The 25,154-nt window shown below is 70.9% G+C and carries 24 protein-coding genes and 2 tRNA genes; 20 read left to right on the top strand and 6 right to left on the bottom strand.

All coding sequences use genetic code 11. The annotated features are described in order from the left end of the window. Positions 1-105 precede the first annotated feature (105 nt). The 11 genes from E1287_RS08470 (at position 106) to E1287_RS08520 (ending at position 13,778) form a co-directional block, all read left to right on the top strand. Entirely contained in the window at positions 106-687 is a 582-nt protein-coding gene (locus E1287_RS08470; RefSeq protein ID WP_131964294.1) for a PadR family transcriptional regulator, read from the top strand. Then, a complete protein-coding gene (locus E1287_RS08475) occupies positions 684-1,400 on the top strand; it encodes an ABC transporter ATP-binding protein (protein WP_131964295.1) in 717 nt (238 codons plus the stop codon). Before E1287_RS08470 ends, E1287_RS08475 begins: the two co-directional genes overlap by 4 nt. Next, positions 1,397-3,370, top strand: a complete 1,974-nt coding sequence (locus tag E1287_RS08480) for an FtsX-like permease family protein (RefSeq protein WP_131964296.1) — start codon at positions 1,397-1,399, stop codon at positions 3,368-3,370. Before E1287_RS08475 ends, E1287_RS08480 begins: the two co-directional genes overlap by 4 nt. Before the next feature lie 88 nt (positions 3,371-3,458). Beyond that, the gene (locus E1287_RS08485) at positions 3,459-4,988 is read left to right on the top strand and encodes a DUF2079 domain-containing protein (protein WP_131964297.1); all 1,530 of its coding nucleotides are present in this window, start codon (positions 3,459-3,461) and stop codon (positions 4,986-4,988) included. 355 nt (positions 4,989-5,343) lie between these two features. Continuing rightward, a complete protein-coding gene (locus E1287_RS08490; protein ID WP_243718742.1) occupies positions 5,344-5,982 on the top strand; it encodes a hypothetical protein in 639 nt (212 codons plus the stop codon). Between the two features lie 327 nt (positions 5,983-6,309). Then, positions 6,310-7,899, top strand: coding sequence for a phosphoglycerate dehydrogenase (gene serA / locus E1287_RS08495; RefSeq protein ID WP_131964299.1), 1,590 nt, complete (start codon positions 6,310-6,312; stop codon positions 7,897-7,899). Between the two features lie 591 nt (positions 7,900-8,490). Then, complete coding sequence (locus tag E1287_RS08500; RefSeq protein ID WP_131964300.1) at positions 8,491-9,186, top strand: (2Fe-2S)-binding protein; 696 nt, start codon at positions 8,491-8,493, stop codon at positions 9,184-9,186. 43 nt (positions 9,187-9,229) lie between these two features. Beyond that, positions 9,230-10,285, top strand: a complete 1,056-nt coding sequence (locus E1287_RS08505; protein ID WP_131964301.1) for a 3-isopropylmalate dehydrogenase — start codon at positions 9,230-9,232, stop codon at positions 10,283-10,285. A gap of 232 nt (positions 10,286-10,517) precedes the next feature. After that, positions 10,518-11,621 carry a branched-chain amino acid aminotransferase gene (locus tag E1287_RS08510; protein WP_131964302.1) on the top strand — a complete coding sequence of 368 codons (1,104 nt, stop codon included), beginning with the start codon at positions 10,518-10,520 and terminating at the stop codon, positions 11,619-11,621. A 259-nt stretch (positions 11,622-11,880) separates the two neighbouring features. Next, positions 11,881-13,458: a citramalate synthase gene (cimA, locus tag E1287_RS08515; protein WP_131964303.1), complete on the top strand. Its 1,578-nt coding sequence runs from the start codon at positions 11,881-11,883 to the stop codon at positions 13,456-13,458. A gap of 38 nt (positions 13,459-13,496) precedes the next feature. Beyond that, positions 13,497-13,778: a GNAT family N-acetyltransferase gene (locus tag E1287_RS08520; RefSeq protein ID WP_131964304.1), complete on the top strand. Its 282-nt coding sequence runs from the start codon at positions 13,497-13,499 to the stop codon at positions 13,776-13,778. A 12-nt stretch (positions 13,779-13,790) separates the two neighbouring features. On the opposite strand, the gene E1287_RS08525 is transcribed toward E1287_RS08520, so the two are convergent. After that, a complete protein-coding gene (locus E1287_RS08525) occupies positions 13,791-14,999 on the bottom strand; it encodes a cyclic nucleotide-binding domain-containing protein (RefSeq protein ID WP_131964305.1) in 1,209 nt (402 codons plus the stop codon). A 531-nt stretch (positions 15,000-15,530) separates the two neighbouring features. Here E1287_RS08525 and E1287_RS08530 point away from each other — a divergent pair. Then, entirely contained in the window at positions 15,531-15,779 is a 249-nt protein-coding gene (locus E1287_RS08530) for a hypothetical protein (protein ID WP_131964306.1), read from the top strand. A 16-nt stretch (positions 15,780-15,795) separates the two neighbouring features. On the opposite strand, the gene E1287_RS08535 is transcribed toward E1287_RS08530, so the two are convergent. Both E1287_RS08535 and E1287_RS08540 read right to left on the bottom strand, forming a co-directional pair. Then, positions 15,796-16,392: a GNAT family N-acetyltransferase gene (locus E1287_RS08535; RefSeq protein ID WP_131964307.1), complete on the bottom strand. Its 597-nt coding sequence runs from the start codon at positions 16,390-16,392 to the stop codon at positions 15,796-15,798. Further along, entirely contained in the window at positions 16,371-17,204 is an 834-nt protein-coding gene (locus tag E1287_RS08540; RefSeq protein WP_131964308.1) for a GntR family transcriptional regulator, read from the bottom strand. Before E1287_RS08540 ends, E1287_RS08535 begins: the two co-directional genes overlap by 22 nt. A 591-nt stretch (positions 17,205-17,795) precedes the next feature. Between E1287_RS08540 and E1287_RS08545 the strand changes: the two genes are divergently transcribed. The 5 genes from E1287_RS08545 (at position 17,796) to E1287_RS08565 (ending at position 21,579) form a co-directional block, all read left to right on the top strand. After that, complete coding sequence (locus E1287_RS08545; RefSeq protein ID WP_131964309.1) at positions 17,796-18,110, top strand: hypothetical protein; 315 nt, start codon at positions 17,796-17,798, stop codon at positions 18,108-18,110. A gap of 195 nt (positions 18,111-18,305) precedes the next feature. After that, entirely contained in the window at positions 18,306-18,677 is a 372-nt protein-coding gene (locus tag E1287_RS08550) for a hypothetical protein (RefSeq protein ID WP_131964310.1), read from the top strand. A gap of 91 nt (positions 18,678-18,768) precedes the next feature. Further along, positions 18,769-20,142: a cellulose binding domain-containing protein gene (locus tag E1287_RS08555; protein ID WP_131964311.1), complete on the top strand. Its 1,374-nt coding sequence runs from the start codon at positions 18,769-18,771 to the stop codon at positions 20,140-20,142. Between the two features lie 22 nt (positions 20,143-20,164). Continuing rightward, the gene (locus tag E1287_RS08560) at positions 20,165-20,932 is read left to right on the top strand and encodes a fumarylacetoacetate hydrolase family protein (RefSeq protein WP_131964312.1); all 768 of its coding nucleotides are present in this window, start codon (positions 20,165-20,167) and stop codon (positions 20,930-20,932) included. Between the two features lie 11 nt (positions 20,933-20,943). After that, positions 20,944-21,579, top strand: coding sequence for a DUF2461 domain-containing protein (locus tag E1287_RS08565; protein ID WP_131964313.1), 636 nt, complete (start codon positions 20,944-20,946; stop codon positions 21,577-21,579). A 30-nt stretch (positions 21,580-21,609) separates the two neighbouring features. On the opposite strand, the gene E1287_RS08570 is transcribed toward E1287_RS08565, so the two are convergent. Next, positions 21,610-22,209: a PadR family transcriptional regulator gene (locus tag E1287_RS08570; RefSeq protein WP_131964314.1), complete on the bottom strand. Its 600-nt coding sequence runs from the start codon at positions 22,207-22,209 to the stop codon at positions 21,610-21,612. Positions 22,210-22,273: 64 nt separating this feature from the next. On the opposite strand from E1287_RS08570, the gene E1287_RS08575 reads away from it, so the two are divergent. The 3 genes from E1287_RS08575 to E1287_RS08585 all read left to right on the top strand — a co-directional run bounded on the left by E1287_RS08575 (position 22,274) and on the right by E1287_RS08585 (position 23,007). Further along, positions 22,274-22,696 (top strand): VOC family protein, encoded by a 423-nt coding sequence (locus tag E1287_RS08575; RefSeq protein WP_131964315.1) that lies wholly within the window; start codon positions 22,274-22,276, stop codon positions 22,694-22,696. Between the two features lie 141 nt (positions 22,697-22,837). Then, a tRNA-Gln gene (locus E1287_RS08580) sits at positions 22,838-22,909 on the top strand. A gap of 25 nt (positions 22,910-22,934) precedes the next feature. Continuing rightward, positions 22,935-23,007, top strand: a tRNA-Glu gene (locus E1287_RS08585). Between the two features lie 54 nt (positions 23,008-23,061). Here the strand turns inward: E1287_RS08585 and E1287_RS08590 are convergent. Beyond that, on the bottom strand, positions 23,062-24,246 hold the full coding sequence (locus E1287_RS08590) for a serine hydrolase domain-containing protein (RefSeq protein WP_131964316.1): 1,185 nt from the start codon (positions 24,244-24,246) through the stop codon (positions 23,062-23,064). 75 nt (positions 24,247-24,321) lie between these two features. Beyond that, positions 24,322-25,068 (bottom strand): hypothetical protein, encoded by a 747-nt coding sequence (locus E1287_RS08595; RefSeq protein WP_131964317.1) that lies wholly within the window; start codon positions 25,066-25,068, stop codon positions 24,322-24,324. Between the last annotated feature and the right edge of the window lie 86 nt (positions 25,069-25,154).

Consider the following 25,154-nt stretch of genomic DNA (forward strand, 5'->3'; position numbering starts at 1 on the left):
GTTAAGCCTCCGGACGGTTGCGTACAGTGAAATCCCGGCGGTGTGTCGCCATGGATGCATACTCGGTATTGCCCTAGGGATACTCGGTATGCATACTTGGTAGGTATGTCGATCCGTCACGGCCTGCTGGCACTGCTGTCCCAGGGGCCCCGCTACGGCTACCAGCTCCGCGCCGAGTTCGAGTCGTCCACCGGCGCCACCTGGCCGCTCAACATCGGCCAGGTCTACTCCACCCTGTCCCGCCTCGAACGCGACGAGCTCGTCACCCGCGTCGGCGCCGACGACGAGGGCCGCTTCGTCTACCGGATCACCCCGGCGGGCGAGGCGGACGTGCGGCGGTGGTTCGCCACCCCGATCGTCCGCGCCGACCGGCCCCGCGACGAGCTGGCGATCAAGCTGGCGATGGCCGTCACCACGCCCGGCGTGGACGTCGCGCAGGTCGTCCAGACCCAGCGCGGCGCCACGCTGCGCGCGCTGCAGGACCTCACCCGGCTGAAGGCCGACGCGCCCGCCGTCCCCGCCGAGCAGGGCGACCGCGCGTGGTGCCTCGTCCTGGAATCCATGATCTTTCAGGCGGAGGCCGAGGTGCGCTGGCTCGACCACTGCGAGACCTACGTCGCCCGCGCCACGCCACCGGCGGCCCCGGCTCACCTGCCGGTGGAGAGCGACGAGGAGGCCCGGCGATGAGCCTGCTCGCCATGCGGGACGTCTCCCGCGACCACGGGACCGGGCCCGCCCTCGTGCACGCGCTCCGGGACGTGACGCTGGACGTCGCGGCCGGGGAGTTCGTCGCCGTGATGGGCCCGTCGGGGTCCGGCAAGTCCACGCTGCTGACGCTTGCCGGCGGCCTCGACACGCCGACGTCCGGACGGATCCTCCTCGACGGCGCCGACCTGGGCGCGCTCGGCCCGTCCGGACGGTCCGCCCTGCGCCGCCGCGGTGTCGGGTACGTGTTCCAGGACCTCAACCTCATCCCGAGCCTGACCGCCGCCGAGAACGTCATGCTGCCCCGCGAGCTCGACGGCGTCCGCTCCCGGCGCGCCCGCCGCGAGGCGGGGGAGGCGCTGGCGGAGGTCGGCGTCGAGGAGCTGGCGGGCCGGTTCCCGGGCGAGATGTCCGGCGGCCAGCAGCAGCGCGTCGCGATCGCCCGCGCGCTGGTCGGCGACCGCCGGCTCGTCCTCGCCGACGAGCCGACCGGCGCGCTCGACAGCCACACCGGCGAGGACGTGATGCGCGTGCTGCGCGGCCGCTGCGACGCGGGCGCGTCCTGCCTGATGGTCACGCACGAGTCGAGGCACGCCGCCTGGGCGGACCGGGTCGTGTTCCTGCGCGACGGCAGGATCGTCGACGCCACGCCCGCGCGCACCGGCCCCGAGACCCTCCTCCAGGAGGCGCCGTGAACCGGTACCGATTCGCGCTGCGCATCGCCCGGAAAGACGCGCTCCGCGCCAAGGGCCGCACCGCGCTGATCCTCTGCATGATCGGGCTCCCGGTCGCGGCCATCGTCGCGCTCGCCGTCCTGTGGCGGACGGGCGAGGGTTCCGCGGAGGGCACCGGGGACTCGGGAGCCGGCGCCGCCGAGACCGCCATCACCGGGATGGCGATCACGATGATCCTGCTGCAGGTCGTCCTCCTCGCCGGGCCGGCGCTGGTGGTGGACGCCCGCAGGCGCCGCCGCGACCTCGCGCTCGTCGCCGCGGCGGGCGGGACCGACCGGCACCTGCGCGCCGTCGTCCTCGCGTCCGGCCTGCTCCTCGGCGGGATCGCCGCGGTCGGCGGGGCGGTCCTCGGGACGCTCGCCGCGGCCGCAGCCGTCCCCGCCCTCGAGGCCGCGGAGGGCGAGCCGTTCGGGCCGTTCCGCGTGCCGTGGCTCCAGGTCGCCGTGACGATGCTGCTCGGCGCGGGGAGCGGGGTGCTGGCCGCGCTGCTGCCCGCCGCGCAGGCCGCCCGGATGGACGTCACCGCCGCCCTCGCCGGACGCCGCGACCCGCCCGGACGGTCCCGGCGCGGATGGCCGATCGGCGGCGGCGCGCTCATCCTTGCGGGTGTCGTCACAGCCCTGGCCGGCGTCGGCCCCCTGCGCGAGTTCGGGGCCGCGTTCGGCGCGGCGGCGATCATCGTCGGCCTGGTCCTGGCGTGCCCGTGGATCGTCGGGACGGCCGGGCGGCTCGCGCCCCGCCTGCCGCTGCCGCTGCGGCTCGCCGTCCGGGACGGCGCCCGCAACCGCGCCCGCACCGCGCCCGCGGTCGCCGCGATCACCGCGGCCGTCGCCGGAATCACCGCGCTGGCCATCGGGGGCGCCAGCGACTTCCGGCAGAGCCAGCTCGAGTACCAGGCGACGCTGCCGATGGGAAGCGCGCTGATCCGCGCCCCCCAGGCCCGCGCGGACGAGGCGGAGCGGGTCATCCGGCGCGACCTGCCCGGCGTGCCCGTCCTCCCGCTGAAGACCCTGCCCGGCCCCGGCGGGACGTGCATGAACGCCGACGCGGCGGAATGCCCGGCCCTCAGCTTCATCGCCCGCGAGGACCCGGCGGGCATGACCGTCCTCCTGGACAACGTCGTCGGGGGCGCCCGCGAGGCGCGCATGCTGCTCGGCCGCGACGACCCCGCCGTCACGTCCGCCCTGGACGCGGGCAAGGTCGTCCTGTTCGGCGCGACGCCCACCGGGGGCGGGACGACGACCGCCAGGGTGTTCGTGTGGGACGACGACGCGGAGCGCACGCTCAGGCGGGTCGAGGGCCTGCCGTCCGTGGCCGCGGGCGGCGATCCGGGCGTGCGCGCCATCGTCCCGCCGAAGATCGCCGAGCGCATCGGCCTGCCCGTCGGGACGGAGGCGTTCGGCGTCGACCGCGCCGACCACCGCGTCACGAAGGCCGAGGAGGCCCGACTGCAGAGGTCCATGGCCCCCTTCAACCCCCACACGGACGCCGTGTACGTCGAGCGGGGCTTCACCGACTCCTTCGGCACGGTCACGCTGCTGCTGGCGTCGGTGGCGGCCGTCCTGGCGCTCGGCGGCGCGCTGATCGCCACGAGCCTGGCGGCGGCCGACGCCAGGCCGGACCTCGCGACCCTCGCCGCGGTCGGCGCCCGCCCGCTGACCTGGCGGGTGCTGACGATGTGCCAGGCGCTTTTCGTCGCCGCGGCGGGCTGCTGGCTCGGCATCGCGGGCGGGCTCGTCCCCGGCCTCGCGGTGGCGCGGCCGCTCACGAGCCGGCCGGAGCAGCCGGGCGCCGCCGAGCACGGCACGATCATCGACGTCCCGTGGACGCTGCTGCTCGCCGTCGGCGTGCTCATCCCGTGCGCCGCGGCCCTCGTCGCCGCGACGTTCACCCGGAACCGCCTCCCCATGACGCACCGCGTCCTGTCCTAGGGCTCCGCGGGCTTCCGTTCCCAGGGCTCGGCGGGGTTCCGTCCAGGGGTTCGGCCGCGCGCCGGGCGCTGCTGATAGCGTCCGGCGCGTGGCTGAGGCGGTTGCGGTGGAGGGGCCTGCCGAGCAGGTCCCGGCGGGCCGCTGGGGAGGATCGGGGCGCCGGACGGCGCTCACGGCGATGATCGTCGCGAGCGCCGTGCTGTACGCGGCGTACTCGCTGATGCGGCTGCGGGCGTTCCGGTCGGGCAGCTACGACCTGGTCATCTTCGATCAGGCGATCCGCTCGTACAGCCGCCTCGAGTGGCCGGTCGCGATGGTGAAGGGCGTCCACAACGAGTTCGGGCCCGACTTCTCCATCCTCGGCGACCATTTCTCGCCGATCCTCGTCCTGCTGGCGCCGCTGTACTGGATCCACGACGGTCCGGAGACGCTGCTGCTCGCGCAGGCCGCCCTGCTCGCCCTCGCGATCGTGCCGATCTGGCGGTTCACCGAGCGCCGGCTCGGCGCCCGCGCCGCGTACTGCGCCGCCGGCGGCTACGCCCTGTCGTGGCCGATCGCCGAGGCGCTCGCGTTCGACTTCCACGAGGTCGCGTTCGTCCCGCTGCTGTCGGCGCTGATGGTGGAGCGCCACGACGCCGGACGGCGGGGGCAGGCGGTGCTGGCGGCGTTCGTCCTGCTGCTGGTCAAGGAGGACATGGGGCTCCTGCTCGCGGGCTTCGGCCTTTACCTCCTCACCCGGTACGAAGGTCGGCCCAGGCGGCTGCGCGATCTGCTGCCGAGGGGCGAGCGGCGGACGGGTCTCGCCTATGTCGTCGTGGGCCTGGTCGCCACGTGGGTGTCCTCTCGCGTGATCATTGCCGCGTTCGGCGGGGACAACGACTACTACTGGGCGTACGGGTCGCTCGGCCCGGACCTGCCCCATGCGGCCGTTCATGCGCTGACCCATCCGTGGGACGTCGTGGCCGTTCTCGGCACCCCGCCGCAGAAGGTTCTGACAATGGCGCTGGTCGTCCTTCCGCTGCTTCTGCTTCCGTTGGCGTCGCCGTTGACTCTGACCGCATTGCCGCTGCTGGCCGAACGGATGCTCAACAGCCGCTTCAGCAACTGGTGGGAGCCGCACTACCACTACAACGCGTTCATCATCGCCGTGCTCGTCCTGGCGGCGGTGGACGGCGCCGCACGGCTGCGCGGCAAAATCCCTGCCCTGCGACGGGCCCCGTCCATGCTGCCGACGGCTGCGGTCCTGGTGGCGATGGTCGTCTGCGTGCCGTTCTTCGCCTACCGCCATCTCGCCGATCCCGCACTGTGGGCGCAGAACGACCGCGCCCGCGCCGCGTCCGCCGCGGCCTCGAAGATCCCGGACGGCGCGCTCGTCGAGGCGGCCAACGGCGTCGGCCCCGCGCTGACCTCCCGCGCCCGCGTCCTGCTGTGGGACGAGCACTCGCGCGGCGCGCCCTGGGTCGTCGCCTACGTCGGACGCCTGGAGTTCCCGTTCCCGAGCGTGGCCGACCAGCGGCGGCGGGTGGCGGAACTGGCGGCCGAGGGGTACCGCGAGGTCTTCCGGCAGGACGGCTACATCGTGCTGCACCGCACGTCCGGGACCCGCAACCCACGATAATCACGACATTTTGGACAGATTGTCCAAGTGACCGATCATCGAAGCACGGGTCAGAATGACGGTGAAGGCACCTTCTGGCTAAATTGCTCTGTCGTTTTAGCGCTTCTTGCCTGATACTTGAAGAAAGCCGTGACGGCCGCGGCCGGCGCGGGGACCCCGCGCAAACACTCGTGCGACCGCCGCCGTGGCGGCATTGGGGCGGAGAGCATGAGTGGTGTGATGCTGTTCAAGAACGACGGAGAGCCACGGGCCGGAGACGACGCGGAAATCACCCCCCGCGCGGCAATGCCGCGTGCGGCCTATTCCCGGATCCGCAATGCGGGCCAAGGGACGAATTGCGGCGGGGAGTCGTGACGTGCCGGCGGACGAGGAGAAGGACGTCCGGCGCTGGGAGAGCTGCGGACAGGCGTGGATCGGCGTCCTGCGGCACGTCTGGACGGCCGGCGAGGCCGGCCTCGAGGAGGGCGGCCCCATCATCGAGGGACCGCCGCTGCTGTTCGAGGTCACCTCGCTGAGCTGGGAGGACCCGATCCTGCACGAGCACGGCGACCGCGCGCGGATCGTCCGGCGGGCGCAGGAGCGCACGCGCCGGGCCGTCCGCGGGCGGTACTGGCCGCGGCTGCACGACCTCGAGGGCAACGACCAGATCCGCTGGGTCGTCGACCTGCTGCGGGCCAGGCCCTGGACGACCAGCGCTTGGATCTCGCTGACGATCCCCGGCGAGCCGGCGGAGGGGCTGCCCAGCCTGACGGCGCTGTCCTTCCGCATCCGCGGCTACCGGCTGATCATGACGGCGATGTTCCGGTCGCAGAACGTCTACCGCGGCTACCTGACCTACATCCCGCTCCGCGAGGTGCAGGTCCAGGTCGCCGACGAGCTGGGGCTGCCCGCCGGGCCGCTGCGCGTGTACGTGGACGTCCCGCACGTCCACGTCGCCGACGCGGAGCGGGTCGCGTGCGTCCTGCTCGCGATGCCCGAGCCCAACGCGGCCTGACCGGCCGGGCTCGGGCCCCGCCCGGACCTGCCACGACCGGATCGCCGGACTGGACCTGACCGGCCCTGCCCTGGACCTGACCGGACCGCGGCCGGGAGGCGGCGCGGACGGGGCCTCGCCCTGCGCCTCGCTCCGCGTCTCGCCCTGCGCCTCGCTCTGCGCGCATCCCGGCAAAGAAGGACTTACCGGTAGGTGTCTCCCTGCCGCGAATCGCTCTGGCCGCCGGGAGATAGACTCGACGCCTGGGGGCGAGGGCACGACGAGGTGACCCGTGACGTCACCTGCACACACTCACACGGCCATCCACTTTCCGAAGGACTGTCTGCCTTGAGCAAGCCCGTCGTCCTCGTCGCCGAAGAACTCTCGCCCGCCGGCATCGCCGTGCTGGAAGCCGACTACGAGGTCCGCCACGTCGACGGCGCCGACCGCGAACGGCTGCTGCCCGCCGTCGCCGACGTCGACGCGCTGATCGTCCGCAGCGCCACCAAGGTCACCGCCGAGGTGTTCCGGCACGCCGCCAAGCTGCGGGTGGTCGCCCGCGCGGGCGTCGGCCTGGACAACGTTGACGTGGAGGCCGCGACCAAGGCCGGCGTCATGGTCGTCAACGCGCCCACGTCCAACATCGTCACCGCCGCCGAGCACGCGATCGCGCTGCTGCTCGCCACCGCCCGGAACGTGCCGCAGGGCCACGGCGCCCTCAAGCAGGGCGAGTGGAAGCGGTCCAAGTACACCGGCGTCGAGCTGCAGGGCAAGACCGTCGGCGTCCTCGGCCTCGGCCGCATCGGCGTCCTCGTCGCGCAGCGCCTCGCCGCCTTCGACATGAACGTGATCGCGTTCGACCCCTACGTGCAGGCCGCCCGCGCCGCCCAGCTCGGCGTGAAGCTCGTCACACTGGACGAGCTGCTCCGCGAGTCCGACTTCATCACCGTCCACCTGCCGAAGACGCCCGAGACGCTCGGCCTCATCGGCGACCGCGAGCTGCGGCAGGTCAAGCCGACCGTGCGGATCGTGAACGCCGCCCGCGGCGGGATCGTCGACGAGGAGGCCCTCGACCTCGCGCTGAAGGACGGCCGCGTCGCCGGCGCCGGCATCGACGTGTTCACCACCGAGCCGATGACCGACAGCCCGCTGTTCCACCACGACAGCGTCGTGGTGACCCCGCACCTCGGCGCCAGCACCCACGAGGCGCAGGAGAAGGCCGGCACGCAGGTCGCCCGGTCGGTGAAGCTCGCGCTGTCCGGCGAGTTCGTCCCGGACGCGGTCAACGTGCAGGGCGGCGCGGTCGCCGAGGACGTCAAGCCCGGCCTGCCGCTCGCCGAGAAGCTCGGCCGGATCTTCACCTCCCTCGCCGGCGGCGTCCCCGTCCGGCTGGACGTCGTCGTCCGCGGCGAGATCGCCGAGCACGACGTCAAGGTGCTGGAGCTCGCCGCGCTCAAGGGCGTCTTCCTGGACGTGATCGAGGAGACGGTGACGTTCGTCAACGCGCCGCTGCTGGCCCGCGACCGGGGCGTCGAGGTCACCCTCACCACCAGCGAGGACAGCCCCGACTGGCGCAACGTCGTGCAGGTGCGCGGCACGATGGCCGACGGCGACGTCGTGTCGGTGTCCGGCACGCTCACCGGCCCGAAGCACGCCGAGCGGATCATCGAGATCAACGGCTACAACATGGAGCTCGTCCCGACCGAGCACATGGCGTTCTTCTCCTACGTCGACCGTCCCGGCATCGTGGGCGCGGTCGGCAAGATCCTCGGCGACGAGCAGGTCAACATCGCGGGCATGCAGGTGGGCCGGGACGCCAAAGGCGGCAAGGCGCTGATCGCCCTGACCGTCGACTCGGCCATCCCGCCGCAGCTCGTCGACGCCATCACCGCCGAGGTCGGCGCCGACATGGGCCGCCGGGTCGACCTCGAAAGCTGATTTTTCCGGCACGTCCCAACCCGTGGCGGTTCTCACACGCTCCGCGTCTCAGATCGTGAGATTTTCCGCCACGGGTCGGGACAGTCCGCCGCACCGGGGGGTAATCTCGCAGATAGTCATGCGGCGCTTCGTAGTAATCCTTCGCTGCCGCAGCGGGGCCTGATCATCGGCAGGCCGGCACCCGCTGCGGAGGCTCTGCCTGGCCGTGAGTCCGATGCCGACGCCGGACCGTGCGAACCACGGCGTCCCGGCGGCCCCACTGGTCTCAGCACAGCGACACGGAGCGAATCATCATGTACGACACCCTGAACAACGCCCCGAACGACGACGCCGAAGAAGAAGCCGCCCGCGCCCTGCAGGCCGCCCTGGACCGCAGGGCTGATTAGCGCTTCTCTCCTCCGTCGGGCGCTGAGCGCCCTCCATCGTCGAGCACTGCGCGCGATCGCTGCATCGCTTTGTCTCGCCTTGGCGGCTCGCTGCGCGATCAGGTTCTCGCAAGCTCGAACCTGCCTTCGGACGCGATCGCAGGCGTTGAGGTCGTTGCGTGGTTGCGGCGACGGCTGAGGTTGTCGCGGTGGGACACTGAGGGCTATGGCGCTCGACGTGGGTTCCGCCGAAGTGGCCCGGGTGCTGGGGGAGGTGGCCCGGCTCGGGCCGTACTTCGAGATCGTCACCGGAGCGGAGGACGCTCTCGCTTGGGAGCCGTTTCCTGGTGATCCTGCCCGGCTCGTCGCGCTGACCGAGGACTACGCCGAGAGGCTCGGTACCGAGGAGCGGCGGGTGGCGGGGTCGCTGGTCTTTCAAGGGCTTGCTGCGCGGGTTTGGTCGCCGGTCGTTGCGGCGGCGGCGCGTGGTGTCGTCCCCGACCTGGGGCGGTTGCGCTGGTACTGGGCGCCGGGGGAGGCGATCGCGTTCCGGCTGGACGAGCCGTCCGGGTGGCGGGTGGACGGGGCCGGCGAAGCCGCGGCTCTCATCCGGCCCATGGTCGTGGACGGTCTGCTCAAGCCGCTTCGTGACGTCATGTCGACCTTCGTCGGGCTCGCGGAAGGGCTGGTCTGGGGCAATGCGGCCTCCGCTCTCGCCGGGAGCCTGAACGTGGGGCCGCCTGACGCGGCTCGGCGCGAGGTCGTCCGGGAGTTGCTCGCGCGGGAGCCGCTGGCCGGGGCGGGGGCGTTCGGGCCGGACGGGTACGTCCGGCGGAGCTGCTGCCTGTACTACCGCGTCCCGGACGGCGGGATGTGCGGTGACTGCTCCCTGCTGAAACGGGATGATCGTCCCGAGATGTGAGATCAAAGCCCACGCACTGAGACGTTTGCAGTAGAGTGCGCGCATGGTTTCCCGCAGCGTTCGTCTGGCCGTCATCCCGGGGGACGGGATCGGTCCCGAGGTGGTCGCCGAAGGGCTGAAGGTCCTCGACGCCGTGTCGCCGTCCAGCGGTCTCGCGTTCGAGCGGACGTCCTACGACCTCGGCGCCGCCCGCTGGCACCGGACCGGCGAGACGCTGCCCGACTCGGTCCTGGACGAGCTGCGCGAGCAGGAGGTCATCCTGCTGGGCGCCGTCGGCGACCCGAGCGTGCCGAGCGGGACGCTGGAGCGCGGGCTGCTGCTGCGGGCCCGGTTCGCGCTCGACCACTACGTCAACCTGCGCCCGGTGAAGCTGTTCCCGGGCGTCGCGACGCCGCTGGCGGGCGTGACCACGGAAGACGTCGACATGGTCGTCGTCCGGGAGGGCACCGAGGGCCCGTACACCGGAGTCGGCGGCGTGCTGCGCAAGGGCACCCCGCACGAGGTCGCCACGCAGGAGAGCGTCAACACCGCCTTCGGCGTCGAGCGGGTCGTCCGGTACGCGTTCGAGACCGCGGCCGCGCGACCCCGCAAGCGGCTCACGCTCGTCCACAAGGACAACGTCCTGACCTTCGCGGGAGAGCTGTACCAGCGCGTTCTCAAGCAGGTCGCGCAGGAGTACCCGCAGGTCACGACCGACTACCTGCATGTCGACGCGGCCACGATGTTCTTCGTGTCGCAGCCGCGGCGGTTCGACGTGATCGTCACCGACAACCTGTTCGGCGACATCATCACCGACCTCGGCGCCGCGATCGCCGGCGGCATCGGGCTCGCCGCGTCCGGCAACGTCAACCCCGACCGCACCGCGCCGTCGATGTTCGAGCCGGTGCACGGCAGCGCCCCCGACATCGCCGGGCAGGGCAAGGCCGACCCGACCGCCACGATCCTGTCCGTCGCGATGCTGCTCGACCACATCGGCGCGGGCGACGCCGCCCGCCGCGTCGAGCAGGCCGTCTCGGACGACCTCGCCGAGCGCGCCGCCCTCGGCGAGCGGTCCACGTCCCAGATCGGCGACTCGATCGCCAAGCGAGTATCCGGCTGAGGGCGCGCCTCTCTGCCGGTCAGCGGAACAGAGAAACTCCGGGCGTGCCCTCGCGGCGCGCCCGGTTTAGTGTGCGCCGTGACGAACACTCTTCCTCCCCCCGGGTCCGCCCCGCGCCGGAGGGCGAGTGGTCGGTGAAGGAGTGAGTCTGGACGAAGTACGACAATAGGGACTAGGAAGCCGCAACGGCGATGGGGCCGTGCCGGCGATCCGCGAGAGGACGAGAACCGCGATGAGCGACACCCTGGACTTCGAGATCACGCGCACGGACCGGCCCGCGACCGCCGCCGAACGCGAGCGCGTCCTGGCCGATCCCGGCTTCGGCCGGTACTTCACCGACCACATGGTCACGATCCGGTACTCCGCCGACCGGGGCTGGCACGACGCGAGACTCGAGCCGTACGGTCCGATCCCGATGGACCCGGCCAGCCAGGTGTTGCACTACGCCCAGGAGCTGTTCGAGGGCCTCAAGGCCTACAAGCAGCCGGACGGCTCGGTCGTCACCTTCCGGCCGTTCATGAACGCGGCCCGGATGAACCGGTCGGCGCGCCGGATGGCGATGCCGGAGATCCCCGAGCAGCTGTTCGTGGACGCGATCGAACTCCTCGTCCGCACCGACAAGGACTGGGTGCCCGACACCGAGGGGCACAGCCTCTACCTGCGCCCGTTCATGTTCGCGACCACCCGCGCGCTCGGCGTCAACAGCCCCGCGAACGAGTTCCTCTTCATGGTCATCGCGTCCCCGTCCGGCCTGTACTACCCGCGCGGGATCAAGCCGGTCTCGGTGTGGCTGTCGCAGGACTACACGCGCGCCGCGCCGGGCGGCACCGGCGAGGCCAAGACCGGCGGGAACTACGCGGCCTCGTTCGCCGGGCAGGCGCAGGCCGTCGCGGAGGGCTGCGACCAGGTCGTCTGGCTGGACGCGGTCGAGCACCGCTGGGTCGAGGAGGTCGGCTCGATGAACCTGCTGTTCGTCTACGGCTCCGGCACGCAGGCCCGGATCCTCACGCCCGCGCTCACCGGGACGCTCCTCGCCGGCGTCACCCGCGACTCCATGCTCAAGCTGGCCCCCGACCTCGGCATCCCCGCCGAGGAGGGCAAGATCAGCATCGAGGAGTGGCAGTCCGGCTGCGAGTCCGGCGCGATCACCGAGGTGTTCGGCTGCGGCACCGCCGCGATCATCAGCCCGGTCGGCCGGGTCAAGGGCGCCGACCGCGAGTGGACGATCGGCGACGGCGAACCGGGCGAGGTGTCGATGCGGCTGCGCGAGGCGCTGGTCGGCATCCAGTACGGCACCCGTCCCGACCCTTACGGCTGGGTCCACAAGATCGTCTGATGTCGCGTTTCCGCAGCCCCGGCACCGTGCGTGCCGGGGCCGCGGCGTCTCGGCGGGCTCCCGTCCGTCTCACCATCTGAGACGGATGTCCCAGGAACGCGAACCATGTGGCAGACTGGCGCACATCATGCGCGACAGCCTCGTGATTATCGGCTGGCGCGCCGGCAGCAGCTAACGGGACAGCGCCGGCGCGCAGACCTCTCACGTCCGTGAGGGGTCTTTTTTGTGTCCTGGCGCAGCCCCTTGGGGGTACCACGCAATGCAAGGCGACGCTTTCCACGTTTACGACACCACCCTGCGCGACGGCTCGCAGCAGGAGGGGCTCAACCTCTCCGTGCCCGACAAGCTCGCCATCGCGCGGCACCTGGACGACCTTGGCGTGGGCTTCATCGAGGGCGGCTGGCCCGGAGCCAACCCCAAGGACACCGAGTTCTTCAGGCGCGCTCGAACAGAGCTCGACCTGACGCACGCGCAGCTCACCGCGTTCGGCGCGACCCGCCGGGCCGGTGTGCGGGCCGCCGACGACCCTCAGGTTGCCGCGCTGCGCGACTCCGGCGCATCTGTCGTGACCCTTGTCGCCAAGAGTCACGACAGGCACGTCGAGCTGGCCCTCCGCACCACCCTGGAGGAGAACCTCGCGATGATCCGCGACACGGTCTCCCACCTGCGTGCGGAGGGCCAACGAGTCTTCCTGGACGCCGAGCACTTCTTCGACGGCTACAAGGCCAACCGCGCGTACGCGCTGGAGGCCGTCCGCACGGCCGCCGAGGCGGGCGCGGACGTCGTCGCGCTGTGCGACACCAACGGCGGCATGCTGCCGGACGAGCTGGCCGACGTCGTCCACGACGTCGTGTCGCTCGGCGTCCGCGTCGGGATCCACTGCCACGACGACTCCGGCTGCGCGGTCGCGAACTCGCTCGCCGCCGTGAAGGCCGGGGCGACCCACGTCCAGGGGTGCGCGAACGGGTACGGCGAGCGCAGCGGCAACGCCAACCTGTTCACCGTCGTCGGGAACCTGCAGCTCAAGCGCGGGATGCCGCTGGTCTCGGACGCGCAGCTCGCCGAGATGACCCGGATCGCGCACGCCGTCTCCGAGGTCACCAACATCGCGCCGAGCTCCCAGCAGCCCTACGTGGGCCTGTCGGCGTTCGCGCACAAGGCGGGGCTGCACGCGTCCGCCGTCAAGGTCGACCCGGACCTGTACCAGCACATCGACCCGGCCGCCGTCGGCAACGACATGCGGATGCTGGTGTCCAGCATGGCCGGACGCGCGTCGGTGGAGCTGAAGGGACGCGAGCTCGGCTACGACCTGTCCGGCGAGAAGGCCAAGGCCGTCGTGGACAAGGTCAAGAAGCTGGAGTCGGACGGCTACACCTTCGAGGCCGCGGACGCCTCGTTCGAGCTGCTGCTGCGCGAGGAGCTGACCGGCGTCCGGCAGCGGCACTTCGAGGTCGAGTCGTGGCGGTCGATCGTGGAGCGCCGCCCGGACGGCTCCATGATCAGCGAGGCCACCGTCAAGCTGCACGCCAAGGGCGAGCGGATCATCGCCACGGGCGAGGGCAACGGCCCCGTCAACGCCCTCGACAACGCGCTGCGCATCGCGCTCGGCCGCCTCTACCCGGAGCTGGCGCGGCTGGAGCTCGTCGACTACAAGGTCCGCATCCTGGAGGGCGCGCACGGCACCGACGCCCGCACGCGGGTGCTGGTGGAGTCCGGGGACGGCGAACGCGAATGGGGCACGGTCGGCGTCGAGGACAACGTCATCGCCGCGTCCTGGCAGGCCCTGGAGGAAGCCGTCACCTACTGCCTCCTCCGCGCCGGCTACGAGGCGGGCTGACCGGGAATTACTTCGGCTCGGCGGGCATTATCGGGGGCATGAGCACCGAGATCACCGACAACGCCGGGCAGAACCGCTACGAGATCAGGCTGGACGGCGAGCTCGCCGGGTTCGTCGAGTACGAGCTGCGGGAGGGCGCCATCGCCCTCGTCCACACCGAGGTCGGGTCCGCGTTCGAGGGGAAGGGCGTCGGCGGTGCGCTCGCCCGGGGCGTCCTGGACGACGTCCGGACGCGGGGCCTGTCGGTGGCGCCGGTCTGCCCGTTCATCAAGAGGTGGATCGAGAGGCACCCCGACTACCAGGACCTGGTCGCCGCCTGACGCCCGGCGGATTCAGACGGCGCGGAGCCGCGACTCGCCGCCTTCGAGGGTGAGCCACGCCGACAGCGACGCCTCCTTCAGCCGCACCCGGACGCGCGCGTAGCGGCCGGGGTCGACGAACCCCGGCGCGGACGTGATCACGGTCTCGAAGACGAAGTCGGACGTGACGAAGGCCAGGTCGGCGCCCGTGTCGGCGACCCGCCTCTTCACCGCGGGCGCGTCCACCATCCGCCGCGCCGTGATGATCGAGATGCCGGACACGCCCTTCGGGCCGCGCTGCACCGGACCGACGTGCAGCGCGGCCCGCAGCTGCATCCGGGCCGCGTCGGCGGCGCGGCGGTTGTGGCGGCGCAGCTCCGCGGCCAGCCGCGCGAGCATCGGGTCGATGACCGCCTCGGTCGGCGTCGTCGGCGGGACGACGATGAGCGCGCCGTCGCCGCGGTCCTCCTCGTAGAAGTCCGCCAGCCGGAGACCGGAGGCGGTGAACGACTCGTCCAGCAGCCGGTACATGGCGTCCAGGACGTGCCTGCGGTCGGCGTCGGTGCGCGCCGGGGAGCTGAAACCGGTGATGTCGGTGATCAGGATCGTGCAGTTGCCGCCGGACCAGTCCGGCAGCGTGCGGGACACCGGCGGCTCGGTCCGCTCGACCTGCCGCCGGTAGACCTGCTGCTCCAGGACGGCCCGGACGCGCGGGTGAGCGTCCAGGAAGATCCCGAAGTCGCGCGCACCGACCCGCAGCGCCTGCACGTCGCCCTCGGCGGTCACGTTGGCGGACCGGTCCTTGACCATCAGCGCCGCCCGCTCGCCGATCAGCTCGCCCGCGCCGCGGAACGCGAGGATCCGCTGGTCAAGGCCCTCGTCGACCCATACCCGCGTCCAGCCGGAAAGGATCACGATGACCTCGGTGGCGGGCCCGCCCTCGCAGCACAGCGTGTCCTCCTTGCGGAACACGTGGCGGCGCGCCAGAGCGAGGAGGGTGTGGCGCTCGTCGGGCGTGAGCGACCCCCAGAACGTCGTCCCGTCGTAGGAGGCGCTCCGCGGGACCTCGATCAGGTCCCCGGACGGTGACCCGGCCGGGGCGGCGACCGGCGGCGGGGGAGCGGCCCCGGGCGGCGGCTCGATGGGCGCCGCCTGCACCGTCCCAGCCCGCATGTACTGGACGAACGCGTTGGTCATGCTCACCACGGGGAACGTCAGGAACGTCAGGCCGCCGGTGATCACGGCGCCGGGCGAGCCGTCCAGCGCGTATCCCAGGACGACGGCCAGGAGCGTCGCGGGCGTGGTGACCTTCGAGCTCAGCAGCCCGGCCGCCGCGCGAGGCCGTGCGCCTCCGCAGCAGCGCCCCCAAACGGTCAGTGCTCACGAAGTAGTCCTTCCCCCGGGAAGGTGCGCCGTAGTGTACGCCCGCCCTCCCGGCGTCGTGTCCCCACTTCTCCCCAGCCGTCAGCCTACCCAGCGATACATACGAAGACCATATAATAACTGTATGAAGACAGGCGAGAATAAGCTGGCCTGATGGTAACCGTCAGGCAGAGCTGTGATTGTGGAGGTTTTCGGCCATCTGGCGCGGGAACCACCAACCTGCACCCTCGACGAGGGGCATGGATTCGCTGCTGGAACGCTGTAATATCGCTGACCGGCGAGCGTTCGGCACCCCGCGCCGGACGGACGGCGGGGCCGGCCTCCGCCCCCGGATTGGAGAACGCGCTCATGACGAACTCCCGAGCAGCCTCCGACACCTCGGGTGGGAGCATGGACGACGGTGAACCGCCCCACCGCGGCGATGCGGTTCCGCAGCCCGAGCGCGTGACGGTCAACCTGACCGGCAAGGCCGTCCAGGCCCTCCAGCGCATGCAGGAGCTGACCGGCTACAACAAGACCGACTGCATCAACCGGGCGCTGATCATCGCGAGCGAGGTCGAAGGCATGTCGGCCGACCCGGGCGCCGTCTACTGGCGCAAGAGCCCCGACAGCGACCTGATGCTCGTCCGCTTCGTCTGACCGTGCCCGTCCAGGCTCAATGACCGGGCCATTTGGTGATACGGGGGTGGCGCGCGGGCTCGGGCGGGTCGAGCGGCCGCTCGAACAAGGCGCCCGACGGGGTCCGGTCGGACGTGGTGCGGATCGCGACGTGCCTGAAGCCCAAGCGGCGGTAGTAGGCGTGGAGTTCGACATTGTCGGTCCAGACGTCGATCCTGATCAGCCGCGCGTCCCGCTGCCGCGACGCGCCCTCGCGTCCGGCCCAGCCGATGAGCTCGGCGCCCAGGCCGGCACCCGCGTAGGCGCGGTCGATGACCAGCCGGTGCAGGTAGACGGCCTCGACCGCGCGTTCCTCCGGCGTCCAGAGCTCCATGTGGCCGCTGGACCTGATGCTGACGGTTCCGATTGGACGTTCCGCGTCGAGCAGCAGCCATGTCTCCCGGTTCAGGAGGGCTTCGTGGACGCGTTTCCAGCGCTGATCAGCGGAGGGCCACGGGCTGCGCCACTGCGTCGTGTGCTTGGACCGCAGCCAGGCCGCCGCGTCGTCGATGAGCCCGAGGACGATGCCGATCTCGTCCGGCAGCGCGAGGCGGATGCGGTAGCCGGAGCGCGTCAGGACGATCCCTTCTGCCACACCTCGTCGGGCACCTCCCCGGCGATGAACCGGATCAGAGTGGCGCCGGGTTTGTACGCGGTGATGGTGAGGCGGATGGGTTCGCCGTTCTGGTCGTAAGCGGTTCGGATGTGCTCCATCACGGCGAGGCTGTCCTTGGACAGGCGGAAGAACTTGCGCTCCTCCGCCGTGGGCGGGCGCGCGTTGAACACGTCCTCGTAACCGGCCTGGACGTGGCCGCACGATTGCAGGTAGGCGACGGTCCCTTCGACGATGTCCGCGGAGTTGAGCAGCAGCTGCGCCTCGATCGCCAGTTCCAGCCTGTAGTAGGAGTGCTGGAGCGAGTTCGGCTTGCCGTCCACCAACCGCCGCTGGGACCGGCGGACGATCTGCGGCTTGAGCTGGCCTTCCGGGACGGGCGGGATGCCGAACGCCTTCATATGGAAATCCTCGGCGTCCTCGACCTGCACCTCGGGTTTCGAGAACTGAGCCTCGTGACGCTGCCGCCGCGCCTCTATCTCGAATGCCCTGCCCTCACCACTGCCGTAGCGCGGCCCGGGCGCGCGCTCATCGTCGAGTTCCGTGTGGTTCAGGGTGATGACGAACGGCTGATCGGCCTCGGTGACGAAGCTCCCCGTCTGCGGGACGGTCTCTACCCGGCCGTCCATGCGCAGCTCGTTGAGGGCCTTCTTGATCGTGTTGGGGGACACGTCCCAGAGATCGGCCAGCTCCTTCTCGGTCGGCAGCTGGGTGCCGGGTGCGAGCTCCCCGCTGTCGATCCGGGTGCGGAGGTCCTTGGCGATCTGGCGGTACTTAGGGATGTTGTCTGCCATGGCACTCTCATTGCAATCAACGGAAGTAGTTGCTGCGAGTAGGTTTTGCCCGTCTGGTTGCTGGTTACACCCTTAGTAGGACGAAACCCGGTATGGCTGGAGTCAGAAGGCTTGATGGGCACCGATGGTACCGGATAGATCAACTGGGTGGTCAGGCGCCTAGGCGCCTAGGCACCTGGACCAGCTGGTCGGGTTCATCCTCCCGGCATTCCGTTGGAAGGAGCGTCGAGATGACCGGCAGCCTCACCATCGCTCTCTGGGTCCTGGGCCCGGCCACGTTGTTCCTCCTGCTCTACCTCAATGTCTTCTGGATGGGCTTCCGCACGCGGAATCTGAACCTCCGTGAGCCCCGTAAGCAACAGGTGTGGGGGCGGCGCGCGCCCCTGGTCAACGTCGTTGTGGTGGAACGCCACCCGAGGAAGGCCGTCGCCCTCCCGGCAGACCCCGCGACCGTCCAGCCCAGCGGCGTCGAGCCCATGAACACCCATTTCGCGAGCACCCAGCCTGCGAGCGTCGAAACCGTGGGGGGTCGAACCCGCACGGATCGTCGAGGGCCCATAGCGGCCGCGAGCCTGACGAGGAGAGATCGCCATGGAGAGCAGGGCGCGAGGCCAGGCCCGGTGTGGCGCCGGTCCGGAGACGCGAATGGTGATGGTCTGCCCGGAGGCTCCGACCGAGAGCGCACATCCGCGCCTGGTGCTGACGCCGGTGCCCGAGCCTCGCGTCCCCGCCTCTGCGGCGGTCACGGATCTTGCCGGTGCGGTCGTGGCGGGCGGCGTTGCCCTGCTGATCACGGCTGAGACCGGCCGCCGCGTCGGAGCGCCCGCGCCCGTGACGCTCGTCTGCGCCGTGGTCAGTTTCGCCGCCGTCGTGGGGCCGCGCCTCGGGCGCTTCCGCTCCTGTTGACCCGCCCGCCCCGGCTGGATGTGTGCCGTAGACGGCGTGTTTCCGCCTGTATCGCGGTGGCTGCGCAGTAATTTCGCCGAAAGTCGCTAAATCGGTGGCGGATTTCGGGTGGAGCGTCCACCATAGGTCCGGTACGGCACGTGTGACGGTTCCCACGTGCCGTCTCTCAATTGACCGACCTGCCGGAGTGATCGCATGCCTGTCCGACCCTGGAGCCCCGAGGACCTTGGGCGTCCGACGGACGGGACGTGGGCGGACGTGGCGTTCGGCCTCGGCGAGACCTACGAGCGCGAGGGCGACCTGGAGCAGGCCGCCGGCTGGTTCCGCCGGGCCGCCGAGTCGGGCCGCGCGGACGCGGCGCTGCGTCTCGGCGCCGTCCTCGGCCTGCTCGCCGACGCGGACTCCGCCGCCGACTCGGCCGAGGACCTGCTCGCCGAGGCCACCCGCTGGCTCAGCGGCGCGCAGGACGCCACCACCCCCGACGCCATCGAGCTGATCACCGACATGCTCAACCGGCAGCTGCGGCAGGCGGCGCGCCGCGGGCTGGAACCCGCCCCGACCGGCTGACGCGTTCGGACGCCTCCCGGTTCGTCATGAACCGAACCGCCACGCTCATCGTCGGACTCCATGAGATCGACGACAGCGGAAGGTGGACGAAGTGAGCGGCGAGGAGCCCGGGTACGTGCCCCCGGACCACAAGACCACCGCCGAGTTCCGCGTCCCCGGAAAGGTCGCGGATCCCCAGCCCGCCGCCGGGCCGGGGCCGGAGGCGACCATCGTCGACGAGCCCGTGGGCGATCTCATCGACCCCGGCGTGACCTCCCAGGACGTCGCGCCGGAGGACGACCTGGGCGCCACGTTCGCCGACGTGCCGATCGACGACCCCGAGGACGACGACGTCCAGGGCCCTGCGGAGGGCGCGGTAGAGCCCGCGGCTGCAACGCTCCAAGACGTCCCTGCGGACGACCTGGACGACGATCCAGAGGATGAGCCGGAGGACCGCTCGTCCGTGACCGTCTCCGACATTCGCGTCCCGCCGAAGGTGATGGCCTTCGAGATGCCGGGCGAGGAGGCGTCGGCGGCTGAGCCGGTCACGGTGCCCGAGGACGTCGAGGAGACTCCCGCGGCTGAGCAGCCGGCGATGCACGAGCAGGCGCCGCCTCCGCCCGCCGGACCGCAGGCGGCGGCTCCCGTGGCCGGGGAGGCGCGCTGGACGGAGCAGTTCGGCGCCGAGGCGGAATCGACGAACCCTGCCGCCGGGGCTCCGGCCCCCGCGCAGGCACAGCCGCAGGCGTACGTGCCTCCGCCTCCCGCTGAGTCGACGGTGCCGCCGTCCTATGAGGCGACCGCACCGGCGATGCCGCATGCCGCATCGCCGTCCGGGGGAGTGCCGCCGGTCGGGCCGGTCGGGCCGTCCGGGCAGTCTCGCTCACGACGTCCGCTGCTGCTCATCGCGCTGATCGGCATAGTGCTGCTCCTCGCCATCGCCGCGGTCGGTGTGCTGCTGTACAACCGCGGCTCCGAGACGACGGGGAAGGCAGCGCCGACGCCGTCGTCATCGCCGTCCGCCGCACAGTCGTCACCCGGCGACCCCGGCGGGCCGCCGCCCGGCCAGGCGCCCGCGACGCCTCCGTCGACCGCCGGTCCCTCGGGCGGGGTGCCCGGGCAGCCGCCCGCGTCCCAGGCTCCTGCCGCGCCGAGCGCGCCGATCGGCCCTGTGCTGGACGGCGACGGCATCACGTACCAGCTCGTCCAGCAGAGCCAGGGGTACTACGAGGGCAAGATGGTCCTCACCAACAGCACTGACAGGCCGATGCGGACGTGGCGTCTCACGTTCCAGGTCCCCGGCGCGGTCGTGAAGAACATCTGGGGCGCGCGGCTCGTCAGCGGCGGGTCGAGCGTCGAGATCACGAACCTGGACGGCGCGCCCGCGATCCCGCCGGGCGGGACGTGGGACGTCCAGTTCGGCGCGTCGGGCGCGACGTCCACCCCGAAGAACTGCAAGCTCAACGGCCGGCCCTGCGGCTTCTAAGGCAGGCGCTAGGCTCTCGACCATGCGTATCGCCAGGTTCTCCACCGACGACGGCATGTCCTTCGGCGTGGTGGAGGAGAACACCGTCGCGGCAATCGCGGCCCACCCGTTCGGTGATCTGACGTTCACCGGACAGCGCCTTCCGCTCGCCGACGTCCGGCTGCTCGCGCCGATCCTGCCCAGCAAGGTCATCGCGATCGGCAAGAACTACGCCGACCACGTCCGCGAGATGGGCGGTGACACGCCCCCGGCCGAGCCGGTCGTGTTCTCCAAGCCGTCCACCGCCGTGATCGGGCCGGGCGAGGCGGTCGCCTACCCGCAGAAGCTGTCCGAGCGGGTCGACTTCGAGGGCGAGCTGGCCGTCGTCATCGGCCGGATGTGCCGCGAGGTCCCGGCGTCCCGCGCCGCCGAGGTCATCCTCGGCTACACGTGCGCGAACGACGTCACGGCCCGCGACCTGCAGGCGAAGGACGGGCAGTGGACGCGGGCCAAGGGCTTCGACACGTTCTGCCCGATCGGCCCGTGGATCGAGACGGAGGCCGACCCCGCCGACCTGGCCATCAGCACGAGCGTCAACGGCGAGGTCCGGCAGGACTCCCGCACCTCCCTGCTGCTGCACGACATCCCGGCCCTGGTCGAGTACGTCAGCCAGGTCATGACGCTGCTGCCCGGCGACGTGATCCTCACCGGCACGCCCGCCGGCGTCGGCCCGCTGGAGATCGGGGACGAGGTCACCGTCACCGTGGAGAGCATCGGCAGCCTCACCAACCGCGTCGTCGCCCGGGACTGAAGGGGAGAGCCATGGCGGTCGGCGGCTTCACCGACGAGGCGTTCTCGTTCTATGAGGGCTTGCAGGTCGACAACAGCAAGGCGTACTGGACGGCCCACAAGGAAACGTACGAGCGCCACGTGCGTGAACCCCTGGTCGAGCTGTGCGCCGAACTTGAGGAGGAGTTCGGCGCGGTCAAGCTCTTCCGCCCGTACCGGGACGTCCGGTTCAGCAAGGACAAGACGCCGTACAAGACGCACCAGGGCGGCCACACGAGCGAAGGGTTCTACGTCCAGGTCGACGCGGACGGGCTGATGGTCGCCGGCGGCATGTACGCCCCCACGCCCGACCAGCTCCGCCGCTACCGTGAAGCGGTCGGCTCGGACCTCTACGGCCCTGAACTCCAGAGCATCGTGGACGACCTGCGCTCCGCCGGGATGGAGATCGCGGGGGACCGGCTCAAGACCCGCCCGCGCGGCACGCCCGAGGACCATCCGCGGCTGGACCTGCTACGGCACCGCTCCCTCTACGCCCACAAGGGCTGGCCCGCCGACCCGTGGATGGCGACGCCGGAGGTGGTGACGCGGGTCCGCGAATCATGGCGGCGGCTGCGTCCCCTCGTCGACTGGGGGCAACGCCACATAGGCCCACCCGACTTCACTCGCTGACCGCCCCATCGCGCCGGGTGCGGTGCGGCGTTATCCGGTGAAGGCGTCCGGTGGGACGCGGGCGCCGGTCTGCGGGGTCACGCCGTCCCAGTGCTCGACCTCGGCCAGCGCCCATTCGGCCCAGCGCAGCAGCAGCGCGTTCTGCTCCCGCAGGAACTTCGCGGGCAGCGCGATCACGGGGAGCCGGTCCGGATACGGGCCGCCCTCCTCGTACTCGGCCATTCGTGCCTCGGTGATGGCGACGCGCCGCTCGGCGTCGTCCCGTATCCGGCGCAGCGTGGAGCGCAACTGCCCGAGATCGCCGTGGTCGGCGAAGGCCACCTTGAGCAGGGCCTCGAACTCCAGCACGGGTCCGGCGCCGGGCTCGTCCAGCCATTGCCGCAGGCTGGCGCGCCCCTCCTCGGTGATCTCGTAGACCGTGCTCTTGCGCCGCCCCGTGTACTCGGTGCGCGACCGGGCGAGCCCGTGCTCGACCAGCTTCTTCGGCTCCTCGTACAGGACGCTCTCCGCGCGCGGCCACACCGACTGCAGAGCGCGCTTCATCTGCTCCTTGAGCTCGTACGTCGTCCAGGGCCGGACGGCGAGCAACGACAGGATCGCGAAGGACGTCGTCGTGAGTTCCCGTGGCATGGGCCTTGACGATACTCCGGTTCAGAGTATCGTCGATACTCCGAACCGGAGTAAAGGAGTGCGCATGCCGCCGTCGGTCACCGGTTTCTCCCACCTTTCCCTCTCCGTCGCCGACCGGGACAAGAGCGTCCAGTGGTACGGGGACGTCCTCGGCTTCACCCCGTTCCACGTGCAGGACGACGACCGCTGGCTGGAGACGATCTGCATCCTCCCCGGCCGGCTGACCGTCCTCGGCCTCGTCCAGCACCGGGACGCCGCCGGCCCCTTCGACCACCGCCGCGCCGGCCTCGACCATCTCGCCTTCGCCGTCGACGACCGCGCCGCCCTCGAAGAGTGGTACGCCCGCCTCGTCGACCTCGGCGTCACCTGCTCGCCGGTCGCCGAGACGCCGTTCGGGCCCGTCCTGTGCTTCCGCGACCCCGACGACGTCCAGCTCGAACTCTTCGCCATGGAACCCGCGGACCCGCCCGCGGACTCACCTGGATGACGGCCCGCCGGGCCGGGCGGACGGGGGCTCCGGCCCGGCGGGCCGGCTGCGCCAATCGTTTTGGTCGCAGTCCCAAGGTCCTGTATTCTCATCGAGGCGCGAGCGACCCAGCCTCTAACGGCACGGGCGCCCGTACCTCACTGGGGTATGGTGTAATCGGCAGCACGAGTGATTCTGGTTCACTTAGTCTAGGTTCGAGTCCTGGTACCCCAGCTGCGTCCGTACACAGCGGACACACGCCCCCGTCGTCTAGTGGCCTAGGACGCCGCCCTCTCAAGGCGGTAACGGCGGTTCGAATCCGCTCGGGGGTACACGAATGAAGCAGCCGCAGATCCTTGGATCTGCGGCTTTTGGTTTGTGGACGGTCAGCGCTGCCCGGTGATCAGTTTGTCCGCCAGCGACACGATCGGTCCGCTGGTCCGCTGGTCGTAGTTGCAGAGGAAGACCACGATCCAGCCGGAGTGCGGGTACCAGTACCAGTTGGCGTCCACGCCGGGGGAGCCTCCGTTGTGCCCGATGATCCACTGGCCGTTCTGGAGGACGACGCCAGGGCCGTACCCGGAGAAGCCGATCCTGGCCGGTTCGCCGGGCCTGTGCGGCAAGGGCCGCATGGGGACCTTCGCGCTGGTGATGAGCTCGGTGAACGTGCGGCCGAGCAGCTTGTGGCCGAGCAGGGCGTCGGTGAAACGCACCAGGCCCGCCGCGTTGGAGAAGGCGCCGCCGGCGGGGGAGTCGACGAAATCGCGGTTGCCGACGTCGTCGACACGTCCCGACGGCGTCATCGTGTAAGGGTGGGCGATGCGCGGGTTGTCGCGCCATTCCGGCCTGGAGTAGAAATTCGCGCCGGGCATGCCGGACGCCGCGAAGATGTGTTCCCGTACGTAGTCGTAATACGACTGGTTGGAAACCTTCGCGACGATGGCGCCGATAGCGGCATAGGCGGAATTGCTGTACCGGTAACTTGTTCCGGGTGTGAAATGCGGCTTTCCTTTGCGGACGAAGGTCATGACGCCGTCCATGACCTCCTTCTCGCTGTTCCACTTGGCAGCTTCATCCGGGTAGTTCTTGTTCTCCATGCGGTAGTCGCCCATGCCCGACGTGTGGGTGAGCATCTGGTGGATGGTGACGTTGTCGGCGACCTCCGCGGGGAAGCCGTCCAGGTAGGCGCCGAGTTTCTCGCCGTACGCCACCTTGCCCTGCTCGGCGAGCTGCGCCAGCGCGATCGCGGTGCAGACCTTGGTGATCGAGCCGAGCGAGAAGATCGTGTCCGGGCCGTTGGGGATCCGCCGCTGCTTGTCGGCCATCCCGTAGGACCGCGACAGCACCGGGCGGCTCCAATGGACGAGCAGGACCGTGCCCGAGAACTCGTCCTTGCGGGCCTGCTCCCGGACGAACAGGTCGAATTCGCCTCCCGGCCGCAGGCTCTTCGGCACCCGGCCATGACCCTCGCGGCCGGCGGTCGCGTTCGCCGTCCCGGCCCCCAGGACTCCGCTCGCGGCGAGCGGTGCGGCCCCCATCAGCCCGAGCGCCGATCGTCGATTCACGGCCATGCGCGATTCTCCCTTCCCGGCAGGCCGGACCGGTCCGACCCTCCCGCGAAGAGGCAATCTGATCGCGTGTTTCCTTTACGTTTCGCCGGCGGCCTCGCCGTCGCCGTTCGCCGGGACGAAGGCGGCACGAGTCACGTCACGTTCTAGAGTGGCCGCCTCGTGGCCGTACGTTCCTATGTCGTCCGTTCGGATGATCAGGCAGAACCTTTCGGCGTTCTCCAACGAGTCGGCCAGGTCGCGGTGCCGCCGTTTCAAGAAGTGGACGGCGGCGCGATTGGAGAGGGCGGTCTGCCCGGAGATCACGAAGACCGGCCGGGAATCGGGGCCGGGACGGAACTTGGCCACCAGGGCGCGTTCTCGCTGACCGCGTTCATACCGGAATTTCTCACCGCCGATCAGGAACGCCATCGAGTCGTCGCCGTCGCCGTAAGGCAGGATGGTGACGCCGGGCAGGTGCGCGGCCAGATGCCCGCCGGTCCGCGGATTGGAACCGCCCGACGGGCCGCCGATGCAGAATTCGGTACTGGAGCCGTTGCCTTCCCGGAACTCCCGCGCCTGGCGGATGGCGACGGGACTGCCCAGTTCCCGTCCGAGCATCGCGATCTCGACGAGCGCGTGGACGTCGTCCTGGGCCGTGGTGCCGGGCTTGCTGTACTTGTCGTTCATCACCACGACACACGGCGCACCGCCTTCGAGCCCGAAGAAAGCGGCTTTCCGATGCAGCGTCCGAGCGCGCTTCGCGCGGTTCAGCAGCCAGACGCCTCCGCCGCTCAAGACGCTGGTCACCAGGCCGATCACGACGTTGAGCAGCGCAGCCGACATAGGTCCTTCCCCATGGCTCGCACGCCGGCCGCTTCGAGCAGGCGGTCGCCGAAGATTGGCGACAACTGGACGGTTCCAGGGCAAAG

The sequence above is a fragment of the Actinomadura sp. KC06 genome (assembly GCF_004348735.1).
Taxonomy (GTDB): Bacteria; Actinomycetota; Actinomycetes; order Streptosporangiales; family Streptosporangiaceae; genus Spirillospora.